Raw genomic sequence first — 21,732 nt, forward strand, 5'->3', positions numbered from 1 at the left:
CGCCCACCACGTCAGGCTCAGCCATTCCACGCATCACTCGGGCTGAATCCCCGCTGCCTTGATCACCTTGCCCCACTTCAGCGCATCGGCTGCCTGGAATTGGGCGAGCTCTTCGGGCGTGGTGGTCCAAGCTTCCGAACCGGCGGTCTGGTAGAACGACTTGGCCGCCGCACTCTGCGTGGCGCGTTTGAGCAGGTCGTTGAGGCGTGCGACCACCTCCTTGGGCGTTCCAGCGGGCGCATAGGCGGCGAACCAGTAGCCCATGTCGTAGCCTTTCACGCCCGCCTCGTCGAGCGTGGGCACATCTGGCAGTTGCGCGCTGCGCACCTTGGTGGAATAGCCCAGCGCCTTGAGCTTGCCTGATTTGATCTGCGGAACGCCCGTGGAGGTGTCGGTGATCATCAGGTCGATCTGGCCACCGAGCAGATCGGTGATGGCCAGCGGATTGCTCTTGTAAGGCACATGCAGGATATCCACGCCCGCGAGCTGCTTGAGCATTTCGCCTGCAACGCGGCTTGACGAGCTGCCGCTGCCGAACGAGAGCTTGCCGGGCGCGGCCTTGGCGGCGGCGATCAGGTCGCCGACGTTCTTGTAGGCAGCCGAAGCGTTGACCACCAGCACCTGACCGCCCTTACCCAGCCCCGTGACCGGCGCGAAATCCTTCACCGGATCATACGGCAGCTTCTTGTACAGATGCTCGTTCGCGGACTGCGTGGTGTTGGTGGTGATGAGCACCGTGTAGCCATCGGCCGCGGCTTTGGAGACGAACTGCGCGGCGATCATGCCACTCGCTCCGGCCTTGTTGTCGACGATGACGGATTGCTTGGTGTCGGTCGTCACCGACTGTGCGACGGCGCGCGCCAGCAGGTCGGTGGCGCTGCCCGCTGCGAACGGCACCACGAAGGTGATGGGCTTGGCCGGATAGTCTGCGGCTCGGACCTGCATGCCGAGCGTGACGGCGACAGTGGCTGCGGCCATTGCCAATAGATGGCGGCGGGTCGAAGTTTGATTCATGCGTGTTGTCTCCTGCATTTTCAAGTGGATGGGAAATGGTTGTGGGAAATGGGGAGTGATCAGCCCGCCGCCTCAGCGCTCCGGCCCGACGAGATGCGTCTGCAAATGCGGCGGCACCTCCACCTGCATGTCGAGCAGCAGGAACGACAGCGCCTTGCCATGGCTGTCCAGATTCAGCGCGTCGTTCACGCCGCCGTCGAGCACTTCATCGAGCACGAAATTCATCGCCTGCAACTGGGGCAGCAGATGGCGCTTGACGGCGCTGGGGTGACGCAGCGCGAATTGCTCGGCCACGCGCGCCTCGGTCACCTGCTCGACGAGCAGATCCCAGAGCGCCGGATGCCAGGCGATCACGCTGATGTTGGAGCGATTGCCCTTGTCGCCTGTGCGTCCGTGTGCGAGGCGATGCAGCGGCACGGACATCGTCACGTCGGAGGTATGGGATGGACTCATGAAAATCTCCTGCCGCTGGTTCATGCGACGAATTCAAAACGCGTCTTCACCGCATCACGCGGCACGAGGCAGGACACAGTGCCAAGCCGTGCGCGCAGATGCGATCGCACCCCGCCGCCGCCGGCAGGTCCGCAGCAGTACAACGCGTTCACTTCGCGCGCCAGCCTCATCGCCTCGTCACGACTTTCGCGCTGCCACGACAGGCGCAGCCGCACATCGCGTGCGCCCCCCCACTCGGCCAGCTGCTCGGCGCTCGCGCGGTTCAGCCACCCGTTGTCATCGTCTCCAAAGACACTCTGTACGCCGATCAGATCGACGCGGATCGGCGCCGCATTCCCGAGGCGCTCGCGCACCACCTGCGCGGCCAGCAAGGCACGCGCACCGGCACGCGCACCGGCATACGAGATTTCAGCCTCTGCAAACCAACCCGCCTCAAAACACACATTCACCTTGAGCGACGGCGGCCGCGCATGTCCCACAACGCCTTCGAGGCGAACCCGATTCGTGCCGACTTCTTGCACCGAGGCCTGCGTGATGTCCGCCACCACGTCGGGCGTGAGGTAGGCCGTCGGGTCGTGCAATTCATAGAGCAATTGCTCCTTCACGGTGCGCGCATCAATGCGCCCGCCCGTGCCCGCAGGCTTGGAGATGGTGCAATGCCCGTCCTCGTCCAATTCGGCAATCGGATAACCGACATGCGCCAGATCGGGCACATCCTTGAATCCCGGATCGGCGAAATAGCCGCCCGTGATCTGCGAGCCACACTCCAGAAGATGCCCCGCCATGGTGGCGCGGGCAAGGCGCGGCCAGTCGTCCATGGCCCAGCCGAAATGCGCAATCGCCGGACCCAGCACCAGCGACGGATCGGCCACCCGGCCACAGACGACAATGTCGGCACCGGCCTTCAAGGCATTGGCGATGGGCTCGGCGCCGATGTAGGCGTTGACGCTGACGATGGCCTCCTTGGGCAGGCGCTCGCCAAGCGCTTCGACGAGCATGGGGCGGAATTCGTCTGCGCGCAGATCGTCGCCCTCAACCACCGCAATGCGCGGCCGGGGCGCACCGAGCTCTTCGGCAAGCGCGAGAATCCGACGTGCGGCACCACGTGGATGGGCCGCGCCAAAATTGCTCACGATGCGGATGCCGTGCGCAAGGCACAGCGCCAGCACCGGACGCAACAGATCGTCCAGCAAGGGCTCGTAGCCTGCATCAGGGTCGCTGCGCCGTGCGAGTTGGGCAAGCGCCAGCGTGCGTTCGGCCAACGTCTCGAACATCAACACCGACGGCTTGCCCGCAGCAATCAGGTCCTGAACGATGGGCAGCGCGACATCCGTGCGGTCGCCCGAAAAGCCTGCCGCGCAGCCGATGCGCAGTGTGTTTGCCTGTGTCTTTTCCATGTCGATTGCTATCTCCTGAGAGTCAATGTAGGGCGCATGCGTTATTCTGTGAAATCGATAATCAAGATGAATTGATCTGATTTTCAAATGAATATCTCCACCCGCCAGATCGACGCCTTTCTCGCGCTTGCCGCACAGCGCAACTTCACGCGCGCCGCCACGCAGTGCCATCTGTCGCAACCGGCTTTCAGCGCGCTGATCCGTGCACTCGAGGACGACCTCAGCGTGCGGCTGTTCGACCGCAGCACACGGCATGTGGAGCTGACGGCGGCGGGCGCCAATTTCAAGGAATCGGCTCAGCGCATACGCACCGAGATAAACGCCGCCGTGGCCAGCATGCGCGACGAGGCGACTATGCGACGCGGGCGTGCGGCCATCGCGCTGCTACCCTCGCTCGCGGCGGGCTGGCTACCCGATCAGCTCGCGGTGTTTCACCAACAGCATCCTGGCGTGGAGCTCGAGATCGCCGATGTTCTGTCTGAGCCCTGCATCGACATGGTGGCTAACGGCAAGGCCGATTTCGCACTCGCCGCAATCCGCGCGGACACGCCCGATCTGCAGGCCGAGCCGTTCTGCAGCGACGACTACCACCTCGTGTGCCGCGACGACCATCCGCTCGCAAAGACGCCACGCGGCCGCAAGCACGTGGTGACTGCGGCGGAGCTCGCGCAATGGCCCTTCATCCACATGGCGCGGCACAGCAGCGTGCGCCAGTTTCTCGAGGCCGCCCTTCACCCGCAACCGATGAAGAGCGTGATGGAGGTCGAGCAGCTCGCCACCGTCATGGGCATGGTGCGCGCAGGGCTTGGAATCAGTGCGATCCCATCGCTCACGCTGTTCCACTTCCAGCAAAAAGGGTTGGTCACGCGCCCGCTTCATTGGCCCGAACTAACCAGAAAAATCTATCTGGTGCGCCGCCGCGATCGTAGCCTGTCGATAGCGGCGCAGGCGCTGTATACACAGCTCATGGCCAACCGCCCTACCGTCGCATCGACCTCCACCCCGCCTAGGTGATTGCCCTGAGTTTCTTCGAGCGCCGTGGTTAAAGGGCGATCCTTGGATTTTCAGCGCTACACTCGCTGCGACTTGACGCCCGCCCCGCAACACACGGAGCCCGCAACTCAGGCCAAAGCCACACGTTGGCTGGTTGTGCTTGCATAGGAGGAAACACCGAATGAACACCCCAGACACCGTATATGCATGCATCGATGGACTCGATGCCACCGCGTCTGTCATCGACAGCGCCGCCTGGGCCGCGCGTCGGCTGCATGCCCCTATTACCCTGCTGCACGCGCTGGAGCGCCCCGATCCGCTTCCTCCCGTGGGCGACTACAGCGGCTTGATAGGCGTCGGCGCGCAGGAAGTGCTGCTGCAGCGTCTGAACGAGCTCGACGAAGAGCGCTCCAAGGTGGCACATCAGGCCGCCGAGCAGATGATTCAGGAATCGCTTAAGCACATCAATCCCGAAAGCGTGCCAGCACTGCACACCTACCTCAAGGACGGCAACCTCACCGATGTGCTGCTCGAACAAGAACCCTGTGCGCGGCTGTTCGTGCTCGGCAAGGGGTTCAAAGCCACAAAGTCGCGCAAGCTGCGCCTCGATCATCGCGTGGAAAGCGTGATCCGAAGCGTCAAACAGCCCGTGCTGGTGATCACGTCAGCCAACTTTGTGCCGCCCACCAATTTCGTCGTCGCATTTGATGGCAGCGCCACCTCGATGCGCGCCGTGCAGGCCGTCGCGCGCAGCCCGCTGCTGAGTGGCATGGGGGCTCAACTCGTCATGGCGGGCGAGCCCACAATCGAAATGCGCGATCAGATGCAACGCGCGCAGCAACTGCTCGAAGAATCGGGTTTCAAGGTGACGACGCAGGTCATCCCCGGCGTGCCAGAGGAAGCCATTCCAGCCTTCCTCTCGACGCGTGCCGACACCTTCCTCGTGCTCGGTGCCTATGGCCATTCGCGCATCCGCCAACTGATCGTCGGCAGCACCACCACCGCCCTGCTGCGCCTGAGTTCAGTGCCGGTGCTGGTGCTGCGCTGAAGCACTGCAGTTTCTGTCAGCCCTTCAGGAATGGCAGGGCTGACGCGAGCAAGGCGTCGGGGGCCTCTTCCGCGATGTAGTGGCCGCAAGGCAGAGTATGGCCGCGCACGTCGATGCCAATCTTCTGCCATTCCTTGAGCGGCTCAAAGCAGCGATTCACCACCCCATCTTCGCCCCACACCACCAGTGTGGGCGTCTGCAGATGGTGACCTGCGACGATGTCTGCGCGGTCGTGTTCCAGATCGATGTCGGCCGACGCGCGGTAATCCTCGCAGATCGCATGCGCCGTGCCGGGCAAGGCAACGCAGCGCTCGTACTCCGCGATAGCCCGCAGATCGAAGGGCGCCAGCCCCGCACTGCGTCCACCGATCACCTCGCGCACATAGGCCGACGGATTGGAGTTGATCAGGCGCTCCGGCAGCGGCGATTTCTGGATAAGGAAGAACCAGTGCCAATACGCGCGCGCAAAGGCCTCAGAAGTCTGCGAATACATGGCAAGCGTGGGGGCAATGTCCATCAGCACGAGGCGTTCGACCATGGCCGGGTGATCTAGCGCCAGCCGATGGGCCACGCGGGCACCACGATCGTGAGCCATCACGCGAAAGCGCTCATGGCCGAAATGGTGCATCACCTGCACCATGTCGCCCGCCATCACGCGCTTGCTGTAGTCCACGCTGCGCGCACCGCCATTGGGTTTGGACGAGTCACCATAACCGCGCAGATCGGCAATCACCAGCGAAAAGTGCTTCGCCAGCTCGGGAGCCACCTTGTGCCAGATGGCCGAGGTCTGCGGATGACCATGCAGCAGCAGCAGTGGCGGGCCTTCACCACCGGTCAGTGCATGGATGTGAATGCCGCCATCGACCGCGACAAAATGACTTTGAAAACCGGGAAACAGCTCACCGAGTTCGTTGCTGTGCATGGATCTGTCTAGTCTCTCTTGGCAATTGAGTCGATGGCAGCAGGCGAAAACCGCATCGCACCTGCACCATAGTCAACTCGGGCTACGAATGCCTCCATCATAGGATTGAAAACAAATGCCCCGACAGCGCAATGTCATGCTGCCGCACCAAAGGAAATGATCGAGATCAATCGGCGGACGATTCTTCGACTGAACCTACACCTGCGCAGCCGCCACCAGCTTCTTCGTATACGGATGTCTGGGCGCATCTAGCACCTCGCGCACCGAACCGCCTTCGAGCACTTCACCGTCCTTCATCACGATCACGCTATGCGCCATCGCGCGCACCACAGCGACGTCATGGGTGATCAGAAGATACGACAGACTGCGCTCTTTCTGCAGCCGCTGAAGGAGACTCAGCACCTGCTGCTGGATGGTCACATCGAGTGCGCTCGTGGGTTCATCGAGCACCAACAATTGCGGCTCCACGACGAGCGCCCGCGCAATCGCCAGACGCTGTCGCTGGCCACCCGAAAACTCGTGCGGATAGCGAGACAGCAGCCCTGGAAACTGGGCTTCCGTCAGGCCTACATCGGTAAGGATACTGATCACGCGTTCGCGGCGTTGCGCTTCGCCAAGTTGCTGCGCGTGCACCTTCAGCCCTTCGCCCACGATCTCTTCGACCGTGAGGCGCGGCGACAGCGACGAGAACGGGTCTTGAAAGACGACCTGCACCACCTTGCGCAGCGCCTTGTTGTGTGCGGAGTTGTGCTGCGCCGGCTGTTGCCATTGCTGCGTGGATATCTCCATCTGGCCTTGAAACGGCAGTAACCCCAGCAGCGCCTGCGCCAGTGTGGATTTACCCGAACCGGATTCGCCCACCACTCCCAGCGTCTGCGCGTTCGGCAGCGCAAAGCTCGCATGCTTGACGGCGTCGAAATGCCCTTTGCGGAACCAGCCGCGAATGCCCGCAAGCGGCACCGGATAGCTCACATTCAGATCACTCACCTGCGCTGCGAACTCGGCAGTGGGCTTGGTCTCGTCCACCTCGATCACATCGCGCACCGGCGTGCTGCCAATCAGGCGCCGCGTGTAGGCATGTTGTGGATGCGTGAACACTTTTTCGACCGCCCCTTGCTCCACCAGCACGCCGCGCTCCATCACGGCCACGCGGTCGGCAAAGCGACGCACCAGCACCAGGTCATGCGTGATCAGCAGCACGGCCATGCCGGTCTGGCGCTGCAGGTCCGACAGCAGGTCGAGAATCTGGCCGCGCAACGTCACATCAAGCGCAGTGGTCGGCTCGTCGGCCAACAACAGCTTGGGCTTGCTCGCGAGCGCCATGGAAATCATCGCGCGCTGCCGCTGCCCGCCAGAGAGTTGGTGCGGAAACGACGCGGCACGCCGCGCAGGCTCGGGAATACCTGTGCTCGCGAGCAGCTCAATGGCCTGATCGCGCGCCTGCTGTCTGGTCAGCGCCTGCTTGAGCTGCAGTACCTCGGCAATTTGCTCACCAATCGTCATCAACGGATTCAGTGCCGTCATTGGCTCCTGAAAAATCATCGCGATGTCGCCACCGCGCACGCCGCGCATCTCGCGCTCGCTCAGAGTCATCAAGTCGTGCCCGCCAAACATCGTCTGACCGGAAAGATCGGCGTCCCCCGCGAGGCGCAGCAGCGACAAGGCGGTGATCGTCTTTCCCGAACCCGACTCTCCTACCAGCGCCAATTTTTCGCCAGCGGCCACATCGAAGCTCACGCCATGCACGACCTCCTTGTCGCCAAAGCGCACGTGCAGATCGCGCACCGACAGCAGCGGTGTCGACGAGGCGGTTGACAGGGGTTCCGTGGCGCGCATGTTCAAGGAATCCTGGATGGGGTTGGAGTAGGTCGCCATGGGTCACTTGTCCAGCTTGCGCGGGTCCATCGCATCGCGCAGCGCATCGCCCATGAAGGTCAGCAGCAGCAAGGTGATCACAAGCACCACGAATGTGGAAATCGAAATCCACCACGCATCGATATTGTTCTTGCCCTGCGCCAGCAACTCTCCAAGACTGGGCGTGCCGGGCGGTACGCCCAGTCCCAGAAAATCCAGCGAGGTCAGCGCCAAAATCGCCGCGCCCATGCGAAATGGCAGAAAGGTCACGACCGGCGTCATGCTGTTGGGCAAGATATGCCGCGAAATGATCTGCCAGTTGCTCACACCCAGCGCGCGCGCAGACTTCACATAGTCCAGCTGGCGATTGCGCAGAAACTCTGCCCGCACATAGTCCGACAACCCCATCCAACCGAACAGCGACAGCAGCACCAAAAGCAAGGTGATGCTGGGCGCGAACACGGCCGAAAAAATGATCAGCAGATACAGCTCGGGCATGGAGCCCCAGATTTCAATGAAGCGCTGGAATGCCAGATCCACTTTGCCGCCGAAGAAGCCCTGAATCGCCCCCGCCAGCACGCCCAGCACCACGCCCACTGCCGTGAGCGCGAGCGCAAACAGCACACTCACGCGAAACCCGTAGATCAGTTGCGCCAGCAGATCGCGTCCCCGGTCGTCGGTACCAAACCAGTTGTCCGCCGTCGGCCCCGAAGGATTGGGCGACTTGGCGAAGTAGTTCAGCGTCTCCGGCCCGTAGCGGTTGATCGTATGGATCGCCCAGTTGCCATTGCTCGAGAGCTTCTGCTGGATGAATGGATCGAGATAGTCGGTAGGGGTCTGAAAATCCCCCCCGAACGTCGTCTCCGGATAGCTGTGAATCAGTGGCGTGTAGTACTGGCCTTCGTACTTGACCAGCAGCGGCTTGTCGTTGGAGATCACCTCCGCCATCAGGCTCAATACCACCAGAGTGCTAAAGACGACAAGGCTCCAGAAACCGAGACGGTTCTTGCGGAAACGGCGCCACGCCCGCCGTGCGGGGGACTGATGCAGGTTCAAGGAAGACATGGCTCTCTCGGTCATTGATACGCATTCTATGTAAGTTCTGCCTCGCCTCTCTCACAAAGCGCGCAACCCTTAGGGACGGCCTGTCGGCTGACAGCCGCTCGCGACGTCGCTGCACAGGGAGCCCAACGGCCCATGCACACAATGCCCAACTGTGAACCCTCATGAATCCCGCCTGCGCAAGGCCATACAGGCCGTAGCCTTGTTCGAGGCAGCCAAAGGACTTGCGGCCCTGCTGGGCCTCCTCGGACTGCTGACGCTGCTGCATCACGACATGCACCGCCTCGCGGTCGAGCTCATCGGCCACTTTGGCCTCTCGCCGTACGCGCACCACCCCGAGATGCTGATCAACGCGGTGGACAACCTGGTCGGCACTCCTACCCATACCATCGTGCTGCTCGGCAGCGCCTACATCGCTTTGCGCTGGGTGGAAGCCTGGGGGCTGTGGCACGACAAAGCTTGGGGCGAGTGGTTCGGCGCGCTGTCGAGCGGCCTCTACATCCCGCTCGAGATCCGCCACATCTTCATCGCAAGACATTGGCAAGGCGTCGTCGTGCTGCTGCTCAATATCGCGCTGATGCTGATCCTGTTCTGGCGCATCGCCGATCGCAGGCGTACCGCAGCGATCTCAGAGCACGTCAGTCAAACTTTACCCGCGGATCAACCCAGACATAGCAAAGATCGCTGATCAACTTGGTCACTAGCCCGATCAAGGTGAAAAGATAAAGCGTGCCAAGCACCACCGGATAGTCGCGCCGGATCACGCTTTCGTAGCTCAACAGTCCAAGACCGTCGAGCGAAAACAGCGTCTCGATCAACAGCGAGCCCGCGAAAAACGCACCGATGAACGCCGCAGGAAAGCCAGTGATGATGGGAATCAGCGCGTTGCGGAACACATGCTTCCAGAGCACCTGCTTTTCCGACAGGCCCTTGGCGCGCGCGGTGAGTACGTACTGCTTGCGGATTTCCTCGAGAAAAGCGTTCTTGGTGAGCATCGCTGTCACCGCAAAGCTGCCCGCCACCATCGCCGTGATCGGCAGCGTGATGTGCCAGAGGTAGTCCACCACCTTGCCCATGAAGCTCAGCTCATCCCAGTTCGGCGAGGTCAACCCTCGCAGCGGAAACCACTGCAGCTGCCCACCGAAGATCACCAGCAGCGCCACGCCCAGCACAAAGCCCGGAATCGCGTAGCCGACCAGAATGATCAGCGTGGTCACGAAGTCAAACCGCGAACCCGCGCGCACCGCCTTGGCCACGCCGAGCGGCACCGCCACCAGATAGCTGATGAAAAAGGTCCAGAGCCCCAGGCTGATTGACACCGGCAGCTTTTCCTTCACCAGCGTCCACACGTCTTTGTTCTGAAAGAAGCTGCGCCCTAGATCGAAACGCGCGAACTGGCCAAGCATCTGAAAGAAACGCTCATGCGCAGGCTTGTCGAATCCGTAGAGTTTCTTGATCTGCTCAAGTCGCTGCTTGTCGACGCCCTGTCCGCCACGATAAGAAAAGCCGCCGCCTTCGGCTGAGCCGCCACCACTGCCCATCCCCTGCACCCCAGCCTTGGCTTCAGCCAGATACTGTTCAACAGGGCCTCCGGGTACAAACTGAATCACCACGAATGTCAACAGCAACACGCCCAGCAAGGTGGGAACCATGAGCAGAACGCGCTTGAGGATATAGGCAAACATGACAACTCTTTTACGGCTTTGGCGATGGCTTGGGACTTTCGGTGAGTCGAGGCATACGCGCCCACCAAGTGTCGACCAACCACATTTCTCCTGGGGAATATGGAGGCACCATTTGTGGCCCCTGAAGTCGCCACGAGTTATAGACGATGCGGTGCGCTCCTCCGAAATACTGCGGAATCAAGTAATGTTCATGCGCGATGATTCGATCCAAAGAATGACAGGCAGAAAGCAACTGCTCTTTAGATTTGGCCTGAACCATGGCTTTGATGACCGAATCCACTGCAGGATTCTTCACTCCAGCAAAATTCCCTGAGTTCTCCTGATCCGCCGCCGCACTTCCAAACATATCAAAATACTCCTGCCCTGGGTTGCTACTCCCCCCCAGCGCAAGTGACGTGATATCAAAATCAAAAGTCTGCAGGCGCTGCTGGTACAACGCAAAGTCCACAACCCGGAACTTCAAAGTAATGCCAAGCTTTTGCAAATGGCGTATCCAAGACGAGAATGTCTTGACGCCAGCCTCCTGACTATCCAGGTATTCGAGCACCATTGGCTCGCCTTGGGTATTACGCAACACACCATCCCGCACTTCCCAACCAGCCTCTTTTAGCAGCGCTTGAGCTTTGCGCAAATTGTCTCGCAGAGTAGTTTCACCATTTGTGGTTGACGGCTTGTACATAGGGCCAAACACAGATGTTGGTAAATCCTTGCGCCATGGCTCCAGCAAGACCAACTCGTCTGCTGAAGGCATGCCAGTCGTCTCGCACATGGTGTTGCCGAACAGGCCCTTCACGCGCGTGTACGACCCATAGAACAGTTGGCGGTTCATCCATTCAAAGTCGAAAGCCAGCCCCAGCGCCTCACGTACACGACGATCAGCCAACATAGGCCTGCGCGTGTTTAACATGAAACTCTGGAATCCAGACGGCAGTTTGTTCTCAAAAACTCCCTTTACCAGCTCGCCCGAATCAAACTTCTTACCATTCACCCGCCGTGCCCAATCGCCCGCGCTGAAAAAGCGCATCAGATCGAACTCGCCCGCCTTCAAGGCTTCGAGCCGCGCCGTGTTGTCCTTGTAGATCTTGATCAGCACACGGTCGAAATTGGCCGAGCCCTTGCGCACGTTCAGATCGCGCGCCCAGTACTGCGGATCGCGCACATAGGTGATGTCCTTACCAAAGTTGACAGGCCCGATCTTGTAGGCGCCGCTGCCGATGGGAATGTCCATCACCACCTGGTCGAAGGGCTTGGCCTTGCCATCCTCTACGCCCCAGTCGCGGCTGAAGATCGGCAGAGCGCCGACGGTCAACGGTAGCTCGCGGTTCGGGCTCTTGAAGCGAAAGCGCACCGTGCGCTCGTCCAGCACGTCAACACCCGCCACCTCGATCAGCAAGGTCTTGTAGCCCGGCGAGACAAAGGGCCCCACCAGGGTGTCGTAGGTGAACTTCACGTCCTCGGCCAGCACCGGCTTGCCATTGTGAAACCGCGCCTTGGGGTGGATGCGGAAGGTGGCCGCGAGTCCATCGGGTGCGACCTGCACGTCCTCGGCCAGCAACCCGTAGCCCACGCCAGTCTCGTCGAGCGGGCCGGTGAGCAGCGAATCGAACATCATCGTGCTCAGATACGCGGGCGCATTGCCCCGGATCGTGAACGGGTTGTACTTGTCAAACGTGGATATCCGCAGATTGCTCACCAGCCGGATTTCACCGCCCTTGGGCGCGTTCGCGTTCACATAGTTGAAATGCGCAAACCCCGCCGGGAGCGCAGGCTCGCCCCACATCGCGTAGGCATGCGCCGCCCATACCGGCACGCACGCCAACAGGCCACAACCCACCAATCCCAAGCTCTTGATTAACCGCATGCGACAATTCTGCACTACACGGGCGGTTGTCCCTGCAAATCGACCACCGCCCTGTCCGTCATTCGATCCCTTTCTCAGGAGAACAACACAATGGGTTTCCTCGCTGGCAAGAAGCTGCTCATCACGGGTGTGCTGTCCAACCGCTCCATCGCCTACGGCATCGCCAAGGCCTGCCACCAACAAGGCGCCGAACTGGCCTTCAGCTACGTCGGTGAACGCTTCAAGGACCGCATCACCGAATTCGCCGCCGAATTCGACTCCAGGCTCGTGTTCGACTGCGATGTGGCCGACGATGCACAGATCGACAAGATGTTCGCCGACCTGGCTGCCGCTTGGGGCAAGTTCGACGGCTTTGTGCACTCCATCGGCTTCGCACCACGCGAAGCCATCGCCGGCAACTTCCTCGACGGCCTGAGCCGCGAGGGCTTTCGCATCGCCCACGACATCAGCGCCTACAGCTACCCCGCCATGGCCAAGGCCGCGCTGCCGTACCTGAACGACAAATCGTCGCTGCTGACACTGTCCTACCTCGGCGCTCTGCGTTCGATCCCCAACTACAACACCATGGGCCTCGCCAAGGCATCGCTCGAAGCCTCGGTACGCTACCTCGCCGAAGCCGTGGGCCGCACCGCCGACGGCCGTGCCATCCGCGCCAACGGCATCTCCGCCGGCCCGATCAAGACCCTGGCCGCTTCCGGCATCAAGGACTTCGGCAAGCTCCTCGGCCGCGTAGCCGACTCCTCGCCACTGCGCCGCAACGTGACGATTGAAGACGTGGGCAACGTGGCTGCGTTCCTGCTGTCCGATCTGGCCAGCGGCGTGACTGCCGAGATTACCTATGTGGATGGTGGCTTCAGCCAGACTGCGGGTCTGTCTGCGGATCAGGTTTAAAACCTTCTTACCCTTTTTTGAATGCCTGCAGGCCGCTTGTGCTTGCGGGCATTTTCTTTTTTTGGGCGCTGGTTGTGTGTTTCGTCGCTGCTGGCCGGGACTCGCCCCGGCGGGCGAATTCCTTCTTTTGCTGCGCCAAAAGAAGGAATCAAGAAAAGGCGACCCTGCTGCCCACGACCCTACGCCCCGCTACGGGCAACCTGATTCTGCGGGTTCGTTCGGCGCACGGCAGGAACTCCCTGCGCTTCGCTCCTGTCAGACATCTGTCGTAAGTCAGTTCTTGAAGTTTGGATTGGCACTTGCCAATCCAAACCGCCGAACGAACCCGCAGAATCAGGCGCGGGCAGAAGGGCGTGAGTCGGCACATCGCTTCGCTCGTGCCCGTAGAAAGCAGTGCCGCTACCAATTGAGCCGCTGCGCCGTAGATACCATGCATCTCGCGAACGCGAGATGCAGCACGAGCGAAGCAACGTGCCGAACGCACCTCTTCCAAACTGACTTCCGGCGGTTGTCCGAACGGAGCGACGCAGTCGCGCAGTGAGTTCTGCCGGATGAATTCCAAGCGCGTTTTTGATTACTTTTTGCGCGCCGAGCAAAAAGTGATTGCCCCGCCGGGGGCAGTCCCGGCCTCCGTAAGCAACCAACCCGCAACACCCAAAAAGCTCATCAGCCAAGCTCAAAGCAACTGAGCACCAACACTTCGTCCTGCAGCCAAAACAAACTTCAAATATCGTGCGTCATACCGATGCACAGGCATAGTCAAAGTAAGCGCCGCCGCCAACTCCCCACTCCCCCGGAACACCGGCACAGAAATGCCAGCAATCTCACTGCGCCGATCCCCAATCACCGCCTCATACCCATCTGCCCGCACCCGCGCATAATGCACCCGATCCCTGCGCTCCCACTCAGCCAACTCAGGATCAAAAGCCACCAACACCCGTCCTCCAGCCCCCTTGCCCAGCGGCAACATGTCCCCCACCCGCGCATGGTCACGCACCGGATGCGGTGAGTCCACGCGAAAGAGGCACAGGCGGTCGCGGCCCTGACGCACGTGGTAGGCTGCGCTCTCGCCCGTCTGCGCGACGAGCGCGCGCAGCACCGGCATCACTACCCGGTCGAGCGAAAAATTCTGCGCATACACCGCATGCAGCCGCGCCACCGCCGATCCGACCGCATAGCGACCGGAATCCAGGCGCATCACCCAGCCGCCATGCTCCAGTGACGCGAGCAGGCGCGAGACGGTGCTTTTGTACAAGCGGGTGCGCTCGGCCAGTTCGGCGAGCGTGAGGCCGTCACCATTATCTCCATCACGAAAGGCGGCGAGCAGGCTCAGCGCGCGATCAACCGCCGCCACGCCGCCGGGTGCGGCGTTTTCATCGGCTACGGATTCGGTCACGGATTTACGCGGCATGTCCTGATGGCTCCGGTTGATTCTCTTGGCTCACTTGACAGCGAATGGGCTGCACCGCAATATCTTATTAGACAGTATTCAGTTCTATCCTATAGAACAACTCCCAAAATGCAAACACCCCACAGATACGACGTTCTCATCAGCGAGGTGGGACCGCGCGACGGGCTTCAATCCGTGAACCGCACCATGTCCACTACCGACAAGCAAGCGTGGATCGACGCGCTGGTCGCTGCCGGCCTGCAGGAGATCGAGGTCGGCTCTTTCGTCTCGCCCAAGCTGCTGCCACAGATGGCGGACACCGCCGAGGTGGTGAAGCACGCGCTGCATCAACACAAGGGCGTGACCATCATGGCGCTGGTGCCCAATCTGCGTGGCGCGCAGGCGGCGATGAAGGCTGGGGTGCACAAGATCACCATGCCGATTTCCGCAAGCCGCGCTCACTCGCTCGCCAATGTGCGCAAGACGCCCAAGGAGATGGTCGATGAGGTGCACAACATCGCCGCGCTACGCGACGAGATCGCGCCCGGAACGCATATCGAAGCTGGCATTTCCACTGCGTTCGGATGCACGCTGCAGGGCCTCGTTCCCGAGGATGATGTGATTGCGCTGGCCGCCGCCTGCGTCGCTGCGGGCGTGGACGAATGCGGGCTCTCCGACACCACCGGCATGGCCAATCCCGCGCAGGTCAAGCGTCTTTTCACGCGGCTCATTGCGGAGCTCGGCGACAAGGCCGGTGCCGCGCACATGCACAACACGCGCGGGCTCGGGCTGGCCAACTGCCTTGCGGCCTACGACGTGGGCACGCGCACCTTCGATGCATCGCTCGCAGGACTCGGCGGCTGCCCGTATGCCCCCGGAGCTTCGGGCAATGTGGTGACCGAAGACCTCGTCTTCATGTTCGAGGCGATGGGTATACGCACCGGAGTCGATCTGCCGCGGTTGATCGCCGCGCGCGAGGCGCTCGGCATTGGTCTGCCCGGCGAGGCGCTCTACGGCATGACACCGCTCGCCGGTCTGCCCAAGGGCTTCGAGCCGCACAACTATCACTGAGATTTTCATGACACCACAACAAACAGACAACACTGCCCCCGCCACCCTGCCCTACTCCGGCATCCGCGTCGTCGAATTCGTCCACATGGTGATGGGGCCGAGCTGCGGGCTGATGCTCGCCGACATGGGGGCCGAAGTCATCAAGGTCGAACCCGTGGGCCATGGCCGCGATGGTGATGCCACTCGCAAGCTGCTGGGGTCGGGCGCGGGGTTTTTTCCGCTGTTCAACCGCAACAAGAAAAGCGTCACACTCGATCTGCAGACATCCGAGGGCAAAGCAGCCGCGCTCAAACTCATCGCCACAGCCGATGTGGTGTGCGAGAACTTCAAGCCCGGCACCATGGGTAAGCTCGGGCTCGACTACGAAAGCCTCAAGGACCAGTTCCCGCGCCTCATCTACGTGAGCCACAAGGGCTTTCTGCCCGGCCCCTACGAGCACCGTACGGCGCTTGACGAGGTGGTGCAAATGATGGGCGGCCTTGCCTACATGACCGGCCGTCCCGGCGACCCGCTGCGCGCGGGCACCAGCGTGAACGACATCATGGGCGGCATGTTCGGCGCAATGGGCGCGATGGCAGCGCTCGCTCAGCGTGAAAAGTCCGGCAAGGGTCAGGAAGTGCAGAGCGCGCTGTTCGAGAACAACGTGTTCCTGATCGCCCAGCACATGATGCAGTTCGCCGTGACCGGCAAGCCCGCCGCGCCCATGCCAGCACGCATCTCGGCATGGGCAATCTACGATGTGTTCGAGGTGCAGAACGGCGAGCAGATCTTTCTCGCCGTGGTCAGCGACTCCGCGTGGCGCGTGTTCTGCGACGCCTTCGGCCTCGGCGGACTGCGCGACGATCCGCGCCTTGGCAGCAACAATGCGCGCGTGCTGGCGCGTGAATGGCTGATGCCGATCCTGCGCGAGAAGATGGCGGCCTACGCCTCGACGCACATCGCCAAAGTGTTCGAATCGAACGGTCTGCCTTTCGCACCGATTGCCATGCCACACGACCTGCTCGACGACAGGCACCTCAACGAAAGCGGCGCGCTCGCCCCCATGGAGCTGCCCGACGGTCGCCAGACCAAGACCGTGCTGCTGCCGCTTACGCTTGATGGCAAGCGACTGGAGGTGCGCCTGTCGCCACCTAAGCTCGGCGAGCATAGCCTGGAAATCCTCACGGCGTTGGGCTACAGCGCGGATGAAGCCAAGGCGCTGGCTGCGGGAGCTGTTTCCTAATTTTCAGCGAATGGATGAGCGCCCCACAACCCACCACTCAGTGACGTTGTGCGGCCCTTCCTCAATCCCTTCAACCAGCGGAATCAGGCCATGCATCTGCCCTGCCAATGCGGGGCCGAGGCTTGCCGACGTCACATCGCCAGACACCGCCACCCAAGCAGCCGCCTCGCCCGCGCTGGCGCACGCAACGCGCTGCGCATGTGGCAGATTGCCGTCCAGCCACAGAGCCGCCTCAACCAGTGCCACAGGATGCGCGTGAACCTGCCGTATCGATTGCAACGAAACACCAGAACACGCCAGCAGGCAGTAACCCAGCATGCGTGCGTACAACCCGAAATGCACCACATCATCGAGCGCCAGCAGCTCGCGCACCAACGGCATATAGGGCGTGGCTCCCACAATGCTGGTGCGCGCGGGCAGCAAAATCGCGTCCACACGGCCTTGCAGCAGCGCGGCTCGCATTTCGGCCACGTCCATGAAGGTGTGTTCAACGCAGCCCGCAGGCCACAGCTCCAGCGCCGCCTGATGCGTCCATGTGCCTGCAGGACCGAGCAGCGCCAATCGCCGCACGGGCGCGAGTGTGCTCTGCAAGGACTGCAATTGCGCGGCAGTCGTTGGTGCCATCTCGGTCAATGCGCCTCTCCTTGAGATAAGAAAAAAGCGCCAAGCGGCAGAACCACTTGGCGCTTGGCGATCAGCTATCCAGCAGGATCAGACATTGCGGCCGTAAGGGCCGTCGTCACCGACCTGCACCAGCCGCTCGCCCTTGGTCTTCGCAGGGGTCGTCTTCTTCACAGCCGCAGCCGTGCTCTTCGCAGCGGCCACCTTGGCGGGTGCCTTCTTGGCAGCAGGCTTAGGCTTTGCAACCGCCTTGGCCTTGGGCGCATCGGCCTCGCCCACGCAGTCGGCGTAGTAGCTTACGTTACCGTCCACATCCTCGATCTCGACGAGACCGTGGATGTCCGTCTCGAAGCCCGGGCACAGCGCCGAGAACTCGCGCGAGAACTTGAGGTAGTCGACGATCTTCTTGTTGAAGACCTCGCCGGGAATCAACAGCGGAATGCCCGGTGGGTAAGGCGTGATCAGGCTGGTCGTGATGCGGCCTTCCAGCTCGTCGATCGGCACGCGCTCGGTGCGGCGCTGAGCGATGTGCGCAAACGCGTCGCTCGGCTTCATCGCCGGCGTCAGGTCCGACAGATACATCTCTGTCGTCAGGCGCGCGATGTCGTACTTGGCGTACAACTGGTGCACGTGCTGGCACAGGTCCTTCAGACCCATGCGCTCGTAGCGCTTGTGCTGCTGGCAAAACTCGGGAAGGATGCGCCACATCGGCTGGTTCTTCTCGTAGTCGTCCTTGAACTGCTGCAGCGCGGCCAGCAGCGTGTTCCAGCGGCCCTTGGTGATGCCGATGGTGAACATGATGAAGAACGAGTACAGACCCGTCTTCTCGACCACCACGCCGTGCTCTGCCAGGTACTTGGTGACGATGGATGCGGGGATACCGGTCTTGTCGAACTTGCCGTCCAGGTTCAGACCCGGCGTGACGATGGTCGACTTGATCGGGTCGAGCATGTTGAAGCCATCGGCCAGCGGGCCGAAGCCATGCCACTTGGTATTGGTAACGCCAGCCTTCTTGTTGGCCTTGGAGTCACCACGAATGATCCAGTCCTCGGCCGTGCCCACGCCTTCGTCGGCGAGCTTGTCCGGACCCCAGACCTTGAACCACCAGTCGCCCTTGCCGAACTCTTCCTCGACCTTGCGCATCGCACGGCGGAAGTCGAGCGCCTCGACCAGCGACTCTTCCACGAGCGCGGTACCACCGGGCGGCTCCATCATCGCGGCGGCCACATCGCAACTGGCGATGATGCTGTACTGCGGCGAGGTCGACGTGTGCATCAGGTACGACTCGTTGAACAGCGGACGGTCCAGCGGCACGGTCTGCGAATCCTGTACCAGCACATGGCTGGCCTGGCTGATACCGGCCAGCAGCTTGTGAATGGACTGCGTGGCGTACACCACCGAATGCTGCGGGCGTGCGCGCTTCTTGCCCATGGCGTGGTAGCTGCCGTAGAACGGATGAAAGGCCGCGTGCGGCAACCACGCTTCGTCGAAGTGCAGATTGTCGACGTAGCCATCGAGCATCGACTTGATGGTCTCGGTGTTGTAGAGCACGCCGTCGTAGGTCGATTGCGTGATCGTCAGAATGCGCGGCTTCACAGCCTTGGCGTCCACGCCTACCAGCAGCGGATTCGCCTTGATCTTGGCCTGAATGGCGTCGATTTCGAACTCGCTCTTGGGAATCGGGCCAATGATGCCAAAATGGTTGCGCGTGGGCTTCAGAAACACAGGAATCGCGCCCGTCATGATGATCGAGTGCAAGATGGACTTGTGGCAATTGCGGTCCACCACCACCACGTCACCTGGCGCCACCGTGTGGTGCCAGACCATCTTGTTGGAGGTCGAGGTGCCATTGGTCACGAAGAAGCAGTGATCGGCATTGAAGATGCGCGCGGCATTGCGCTCGCTGGCGCCAATCGCGCCGTTGTGGTCCAGTAGCTGGCCGAGTTCTTCCACCGCATTGCAGACATCGGCGCGCAGCATGTTCTCGCCGTAGAACTGGTGGTACATCTGACCGACCGGGCTCTTGAGAAACGCCACGCCGCCGCCGTGACCAGGGCAGTGCCACGAGTACGAACCATCTTCCGCGTAGTCCAGCAGCGCCTTGAAGAACGGTGGCTGCACGCCTTCCAGATAGGTCTTGGCCTCGCGCACGATGTGGCGCGCCACGAATTCGGGGGTGTCCTCGAACATGTGGATGAAGCCGTGCAACTCGCGCAGGATGTCGTTGGGCAGATGGCGCGCGGTCTTGGTTTCGCCGTGCACGTAGATCGGCACTTCGGTGTTCTTGCGGCGCACTTCGGTAATGAAACTGCGCAGGCTCAGCACGATGGGATCGATCCCCATGTCCGAGGTGAATTCCTCGTCGTCAATCGACAAAATGAACGCGCTGGCGCGGCTTTGCTGCTGCGCGAACTGCGTGAGGTCACCATAACTGGTCACGCCCAGGACTTCAAAGCCCTCTTCTTCAATGGCGTGCGCCAGCGCGCGGATTCCCAGACCCGATGTATTCTCGGAACGGTAGTCCTCGTCGATGATGACAATAGGAAAGCGGAATTTCATGCGCTGACTCCAGCAAGCAAGGGATCCCCAGCCGACGTCGATTTGACTGATGCTGAGAATGTCCCCGGGGGCGAAAAAAACGAAACAGGCGCGAAGTGTAAGGAATCTGCGTGACCATTCTTCAAACCGGGCGGTATTTCGCCCAAAATGTGTCGGTTAACCGACATGAATGTCCCCTTTGGGAAGGAGTGCCGAAATGTCCCTCGACAACACGACCATCTGGTGGATTCTGACCGGCCTCACGGTCGCGGCCGAACTGCTGCTGGGCTCCTTTTACTTGCTGATGATCGCTCTCGGCCTTGCGGCCGGCGGGCTTGCCGCCCTGTTCGGCGCTGGCGAAACCGCACAGGTGCTGAGCGCTGCCATCGTCGGTGCGCTGGCCGTCGTGGGCTGCTACCTGTTCCGGCGCGGCCGCCCCGGCGACCCATCAGCGCGCTCAGACCGCAGCGTCAATCTCGACGTTGGCGAACTGGTATTCATCGACAGCTGGCAAAGTGACGGCACTGCCCAAGTGAAATACCGCGGCGCCAACTGGACGGCCATCCATCGCCCCGGCATCACCCCCGCTACCGGCAACCACCGCGTCGCAGAGCTCGTGGGAAACCGCCTGCTGGTCGATCCAGCCTGAGCCCCGCAGCCGCAGTGCCACCACAACAGCAGGCGGTTTTCGCGCAAGCTGCTACGCTCACCACATAGGTTCAGTTCATCCGATCCGATTCGCTTCACCCCATCCATCCACTGGAGGACACAGTTCATGGAACTAGCCATCATCATCGCCGTCATCGTCGCGATCTACATCTTTCTGTCCGTCAAGATCGTCCCCCAGCAGCATGCCTGGGTGAAGGAACGCCTTGGCAAATATGCAGGCACGCTCGCACCCGGCCTCAAGTTCATCATCCCGTTCGTCGACAAGATCGCCTACAAGCACAGCTTGAAGGAAATCCCGCTCGACGTGCCCAGCCAGGTCTGCATCACGCGCGACAACACGCAACTGCAGGTCGACGGCATCCTGTACTTTCAGGTGACTGACCCGATGCGAGCGAGCTATGGCTCGAGCAACTACATCACCGCCGTCACCCAACTCGCCCAGACCTCGCTTCGCAGCGTGATTGGCAAGCTCGAACTCGACAAGACCTTTGAAGAGCGTGACGTGATCAATGCACAGGTCGTCTCCGCCATTGACGAAGCCGCACTCAACTGGGGGGTGAAGGTGCTGCGCTACGAGATCAAGGACCTGACACCTCCCGCCGAAATCCTGCGCTCCATGCAGGCCCAGATCACCGCCGAGCGCGAAAAACGCGCCCTGATCGCCGCCTCCGAAGGCCGCCGCCAGGAACAGATCAACATCGCCACTGGTGAACGCGAAGCGTTCATCGCCCGCTCCGAAGGTGAAAAGCAAGCCGCCATCAACAAGGCCCAAGGCGAAGCCGCCGCCATCACCGCCGTAGCCGACGCCACCGCCCAGGCCATCGAACGCGTGGCAGCCGCCATCCGCCAACCCGGCGGCGAACAGGCCGTGCAACTCAAGGTGGCCGAAAAAGCGGTGGAGGCCTACAGTCAAGTCGCCACAGACGCCACCACCACGCTGATCGTGCCGAGCAACATGACCGAGGTGTCGGCGCTGATCACCTCGGCCATGAAGATGATCCAGACAGGGCAACGCAACAGCTGATCCGGACCACCGCACTA

19 protein-coding genes are annotated in these 21,732 nt (G+C 61.6%); 8 read left to right on the plus strand and 11 right to left on the minus strand.

Annotated elements, in window-relative coordinates; translation table 11 throughout:
* Positions 1-33: 33 nt before the first annotated feature.
* From G7047_RS11685 to G7047_RS11695, 3 genes are all read right to left on the minus strand, one after another.
* Positions 34-1,014, minus strand: coding sequence for a tripartite tricarboxylate transporter substrate binding protein (locus G7047_RS11685; protein WP_166305281.1), 981 nt, complete (start codon positions 1,012-1,014; stop codon positions 34-36).
* Positions 1,015-1,086: 72 nt separating this feature from the next.
* A complete protein-coding gene (locus G7047_RS11690) occupies positions 1,087-1,467 on the minus strand; it encodes a hypothetical protein (RefSeq protein ID WP_166305284.1) in 381 nt (126 codons plus the stop codon).
* 20 nt (positions 1,468-1,487) lie between these two features.
* Entirely contained in the window at positions 1,488-2,864 is a 1,377-nt protein-coding gene (locus tag G7047_RS11695) for an acyclic terpene utilization AtuA family protein (protein ID WP_166305287.1), read from the minus strand.
* Positions 2,865-2,951: 87 nt separating this feature from the next.
* Between G7047_RS11695 and G7047_RS11700 the strand changes: the two genes are divergently transcribed.
* On the plus strand, positions 2,952-3,878 hold the full coding sequence (locus tag G7047_RS11700; RefSeq protein WP_166305290.1) for a LysR family transcriptional regulator: 927 nt from the start codon (positions 2,952-2,954) through the stop codon (positions 3,876-3,878).
* A gap of 160 nt (positions 3,879-4,038) precedes the next feature.
* A complete protein-coding gene (locus G7047_RS11705; RefSeq protein WP_166305293.1) occupies positions 4,039-4,905 on the plus strand; it encodes a universal stress protein in 867 nt (288 codons plus the stop codon).
* 16 nt (positions 4,906-4,921) lie between these two features.
* Here G7047_RS11705 and G7047_RS11710 read toward each other — a convergent pair whose 3' ends face one another.
* The 3 genes from G7047_RS11710 to G7047_RS11720 form a co-directional block, all read right to left on the minus strand.
* A complete protein-coding gene (locus tag G7047_RS11710) occupies positions 4,922-5,827 on the minus strand; it encodes an alpha/beta fold hydrolase (RefSeq protein WP_166305296.1) in 906 nt (301 codons plus the stop codon).
* 195 nt (positions 5,828-6,022) lie between these two features.
* Positions 6,023-7,663: an ABC transporter ATP-binding protein gene (locus G7047_RS11715; RefSeq protein ID WP_166312026.1), complete on the minus strand. Its 1,641-nt coding sequence runs from the start codon at positions 7,661-7,663 to the stop codon at positions 6,023-6,025.
* 42 nt (positions 7,664-7,705) lie between these two features.
* Complete coding sequence (locus G7047_RS11720; RefSeq protein WP_240939462.1) at positions 7,706-8,746, minus strand: ABC transporter permease; 1,041 nt, start codon at positions 8,744-8,746, stop codon at positions 7,706-7,708.
* Between the two features lie 151 nt (positions 8,747-8,897).
* Here G7047_RS11720 and G7047_RS11725 point away from each other — a divergent pair, with 151 nt between their 5' ends.
* On the plus strand, positions 8,898-9,431 hold the full coding sequence (locus G7047_RS11725; RefSeq protein ID WP_166305302.1) for a DUF2127 domain-containing protein: 534 nt from the start codon (positions 8,898-8,900) through the stop codon (positions 9,429-9,431).
* Here the strand turns inward: G7047_RS11725 and G7047_RS11730 are convergent.
* Together G7047_RS11730 and G7047_RS11735 are read right to left on the minus strand one after the other, a co-directional pair.
* Positions 9,382-10,428 carry a microcin C ABC transporter permease YejB gene (locus tag G7047_RS11730; protein WP_166305305.1) on the minus strand — a complete coding sequence of 349 codons (1,047 nt, stop codon included), beginning with the start codon at positions 10,426-10,428 and terminating at the stop codon, positions 9,382-9,384. The genes G7047_RS11725 and G7047_RS11730 overlap by 50 nt on opposite strands.
* Positions 10,429-10,438: 10 nt before the next feature.
* Positions 10,439-12,289, minus strand: coding sequence for an extracellular solute-binding protein (locus tag G7047_RS11735; protein WP_166312027.1), 1,851 nt, complete (start codon positions 12,287-12,289; stop codon positions 10,439-10,441).
* 90 nt (positions 12,290-12,379) lie between these two features.
* Here G7047_RS11735 and fabI point away from each other — a divergent pair, with 90 nt between their 5' ends.
* The gene (gene fabI, locus G7047_RS11740; protein WP_166305308.1) at positions 12,380-13,180 is read left to right on the plus strand and encodes an enoyl-ACP reductase FabI; all 801 of its coding nucleotides are present in this window, start codon (positions 12,380-12,382) and stop codon (positions 13,178-13,180) included.
* Between the two features lie 676 nt (positions 13,181-13,856).
* On the opposite strand, the gene G7047_RS11745 is transcribed toward fabI, so the two are convergent.
* Positions 13,857-14,591: an IclR family transcriptional regulator gene (locus tag G7047_RS11745; protein ID WP_166305311.1), complete on the minus strand. Its 735-nt coding sequence runs from the start codon at positions 14,589-14,591 to the stop codon at positions 13,857-13,859.
* Between the two features lie 108 nt (positions 14,592-14,699).
* Here G7047_RS11745 and G7047_RS11750 point away from each other — a divergent pair, with 108 nt between their 5' ends.
* Entirely contained in the window at positions 14,700-15,641 is a 942-nt protein-coding gene (locus G7047_RS11750) for a hydroxymethylglutaryl-CoA lyase (protein ID WP_166305314.1), read from the plus strand.
* A 7-nt stretch (positions 15,642-15,648) separates the two neighbouring features.
* A complete protein-coding gene (locus G7047_RS11755) occupies positions 15,649-16,863 on the plus strand; it encodes a CaiB/BaiF CoA-transferase family protein (RefSeq protein WP_166305317.1) in 1,215 nt (404 codons plus the stop codon).
* Positions 16,864-16,866: 3 nt separating this feature from the next.
* On the opposite strand, the gene G7047_RS11760 is transcribed toward G7047_RS11755, so the two are convergent.
* The gene (locus G7047_RS11760) at positions 16,867-17,487 is read right to left on the minus strand and encodes a prephenate dehydratase domain-containing protein (protein WP_240939541.1); all 621 of its coding nucleotides are present in this window, start codon (positions 17,485-17,487) and stop codon (positions 16,867-16,869) included.
* A gap of 87 nt (positions 17,488-17,574) precedes the next feature.
* Positions 17,575-20,043: an arginine/lysine/ornithine decarboxylase gene (locus tag G7047_RS11765; protein WP_166305323.1), complete on the minus strand. Its 2,469-nt coding sequence runs from the start codon at positions 20,041-20,043 to the stop codon at positions 17,575-17,577.
* Between the two features lie 196 nt (positions 20,044-20,239).
* Here G7047_RS11765 and G7047_RS11770 point away from each other — a divergent pair, with 196 nt between their 5' ends.
* Positions 20,240-20,671: an NfeD family protein gene (locus G7047_RS11770; RefSeq protein ID WP_166305326.1), complete on the plus strand. Its 432-nt coding sequence runs from the start codon at positions 20,240-20,242 to the stop codon at positions 20,669-20,671.
* A 126-nt stretch (positions 20,672-20,797) separates the two neighbouring features.
* Positions 20,798-21,715 (plus strand): SPFH domain-containing protein, encoded by a 918-nt coding sequence (locus tag G7047_RS11775; RefSeq protein ID WP_166305329.1) that lies wholly within the window; start codon positions 20,798-20,800, stop codon positions 21,713-21,715.
* The last annotated feature ends 17 nt before the right edge of the window (positions 21,716-21,732 follow it).

It is taken from the genome of Diaphorobacter sp. HDW4A, assembly GCF_011305995.1.
Taxonomy (GTDB): domain Bacteria; phylum Pseudomonadota; class Gammaproteobacteria; order Burkholderiales; family Burkholderiaceae_C; genus Diaphorobacter_A.

Bases quoted from the DNA above. Each gene is read 5' to 3' on its own strand.
- G7047_RS11685 (WP_166305281.1), bottom strand. From the start codon at position 1,014: ATGAATCAAACTTCGACCCGCCGCCATCTATTGGCAATGGCCGCAGCC.
- G7047_RS11690 (WP_166305284.1), bottom strand. From the start codon at position 1,467: ATGAGTCCATCCCATACCTCCGACGTGACGATGTCCGTGCCGCTGCAT.
- G7047_RS11695 (WP_166305287.1), bottom strand. From the start codon at position 2,864: ATGGAAAAGACACAGGCAAACACACTGCGCATCGGCTGCGCGGCAGGC.
- G7047_RS11700 (WP_166305290.1), top strand. From the start codon at position 2,952: ATGAATATCTCCACCCGCCAGATCGACGCCTTTCTCGCGCTTGCCGCA.
- G7047_RS11705 (WP_166305293.1), top strand. From the start codon at position 4,039: ATGAACACCCCAGACACCGTATATGCATGCATCGATGGACTCGATGCC.
- G7047_RS11710 (WP_166305296.1), bottom strand. From the start codon at position 5,827: ATGCACAGCAACGAACTCGGTGAGCTGTTTCCCGGTTTTCAAAGTCAT.
- G7047_RS11715 (WP_166312026.1), bottom strand. From the start codon at position 7,663: ATGCGCGCCACGGAACCCCTGTCAACCGCCTCGTCGACACCGCTGCTG.
- G7047_RS11720 (WP_240939462.1), bottom strand. From the start codon at position 8,746: ATGTCTTCCTTGAACCTGCATCAGTCCCCCGCACGGCGGGCGTGGCGC.
- G7047_RS11730 (WP_166305305.1), bottom strand. From the start codon at position 10,428: ATGTTTGCCTATATCCTCAAGCGCGTTCTGCTCATGGTTCCCACCTTG.
- G7047_RS11735 (WP_166312027.1), bottom strand. From the start codon at position 12,289: ATGCGGTTAATCAAGAGCTTGGGATTGGTGGGTTGTGGCCTGTTGGCG.
- fabI (WP_166305308.1), top strand. From the start codon at position 12,380: ATGGGTTTCCTCGCTGGCAAGAAGCTGCTCATCACGGGTGTGCTGTCC.
- G7047_RS11745 (WP_166305311.1), bottom strand. From the start codon at position 14,591: ATGCCGCGTAAATCCGTGACCGAATCCGTAGCCGATGAAAACGCCGCA.
- G7047_RS11750 (WP_166305314.1), top strand. From the start codon at position 14,700: ATGCAAACACCCCACAGATACGACGTTCTCATCAGCGAGGTGGGACCG.
- G7047_RS11755 (WP_166305317.1), top strand. From the start codon at position 15,649: ATGACACCACAACAAACAGACAACACTGCCCCCGCCACCCTGCCCTAC.
- G7047_RS11760 (WP_240939541.1), bottom strand. From the start codon at position 17,487: ATGGCACCAACGACTGCCGCGCAATTGCAGTCCTTGCAGAGCACACTC.
- G7047_RS11765 (WP_166305323.1), bottom strand. From the start codon at position 20,043: ATGAAATTCCGCTTTCCTATTGTCATCATCGACGAGGACTACCGTTCC.
- G7047_RS11770 (WP_166305326.1), top strand. From the start codon at position 20,240: ATGTCCCTCGACAACACGACCATCTGGTGGATTCTGACCGGCCTCACG.
- G7047_RS11775 (WP_166305329.1), top strand. From the start codon at position 20,798: ATGGAACTAGCCATCATCATCGCCGTCATCGTCGCGATCTACATCTTT.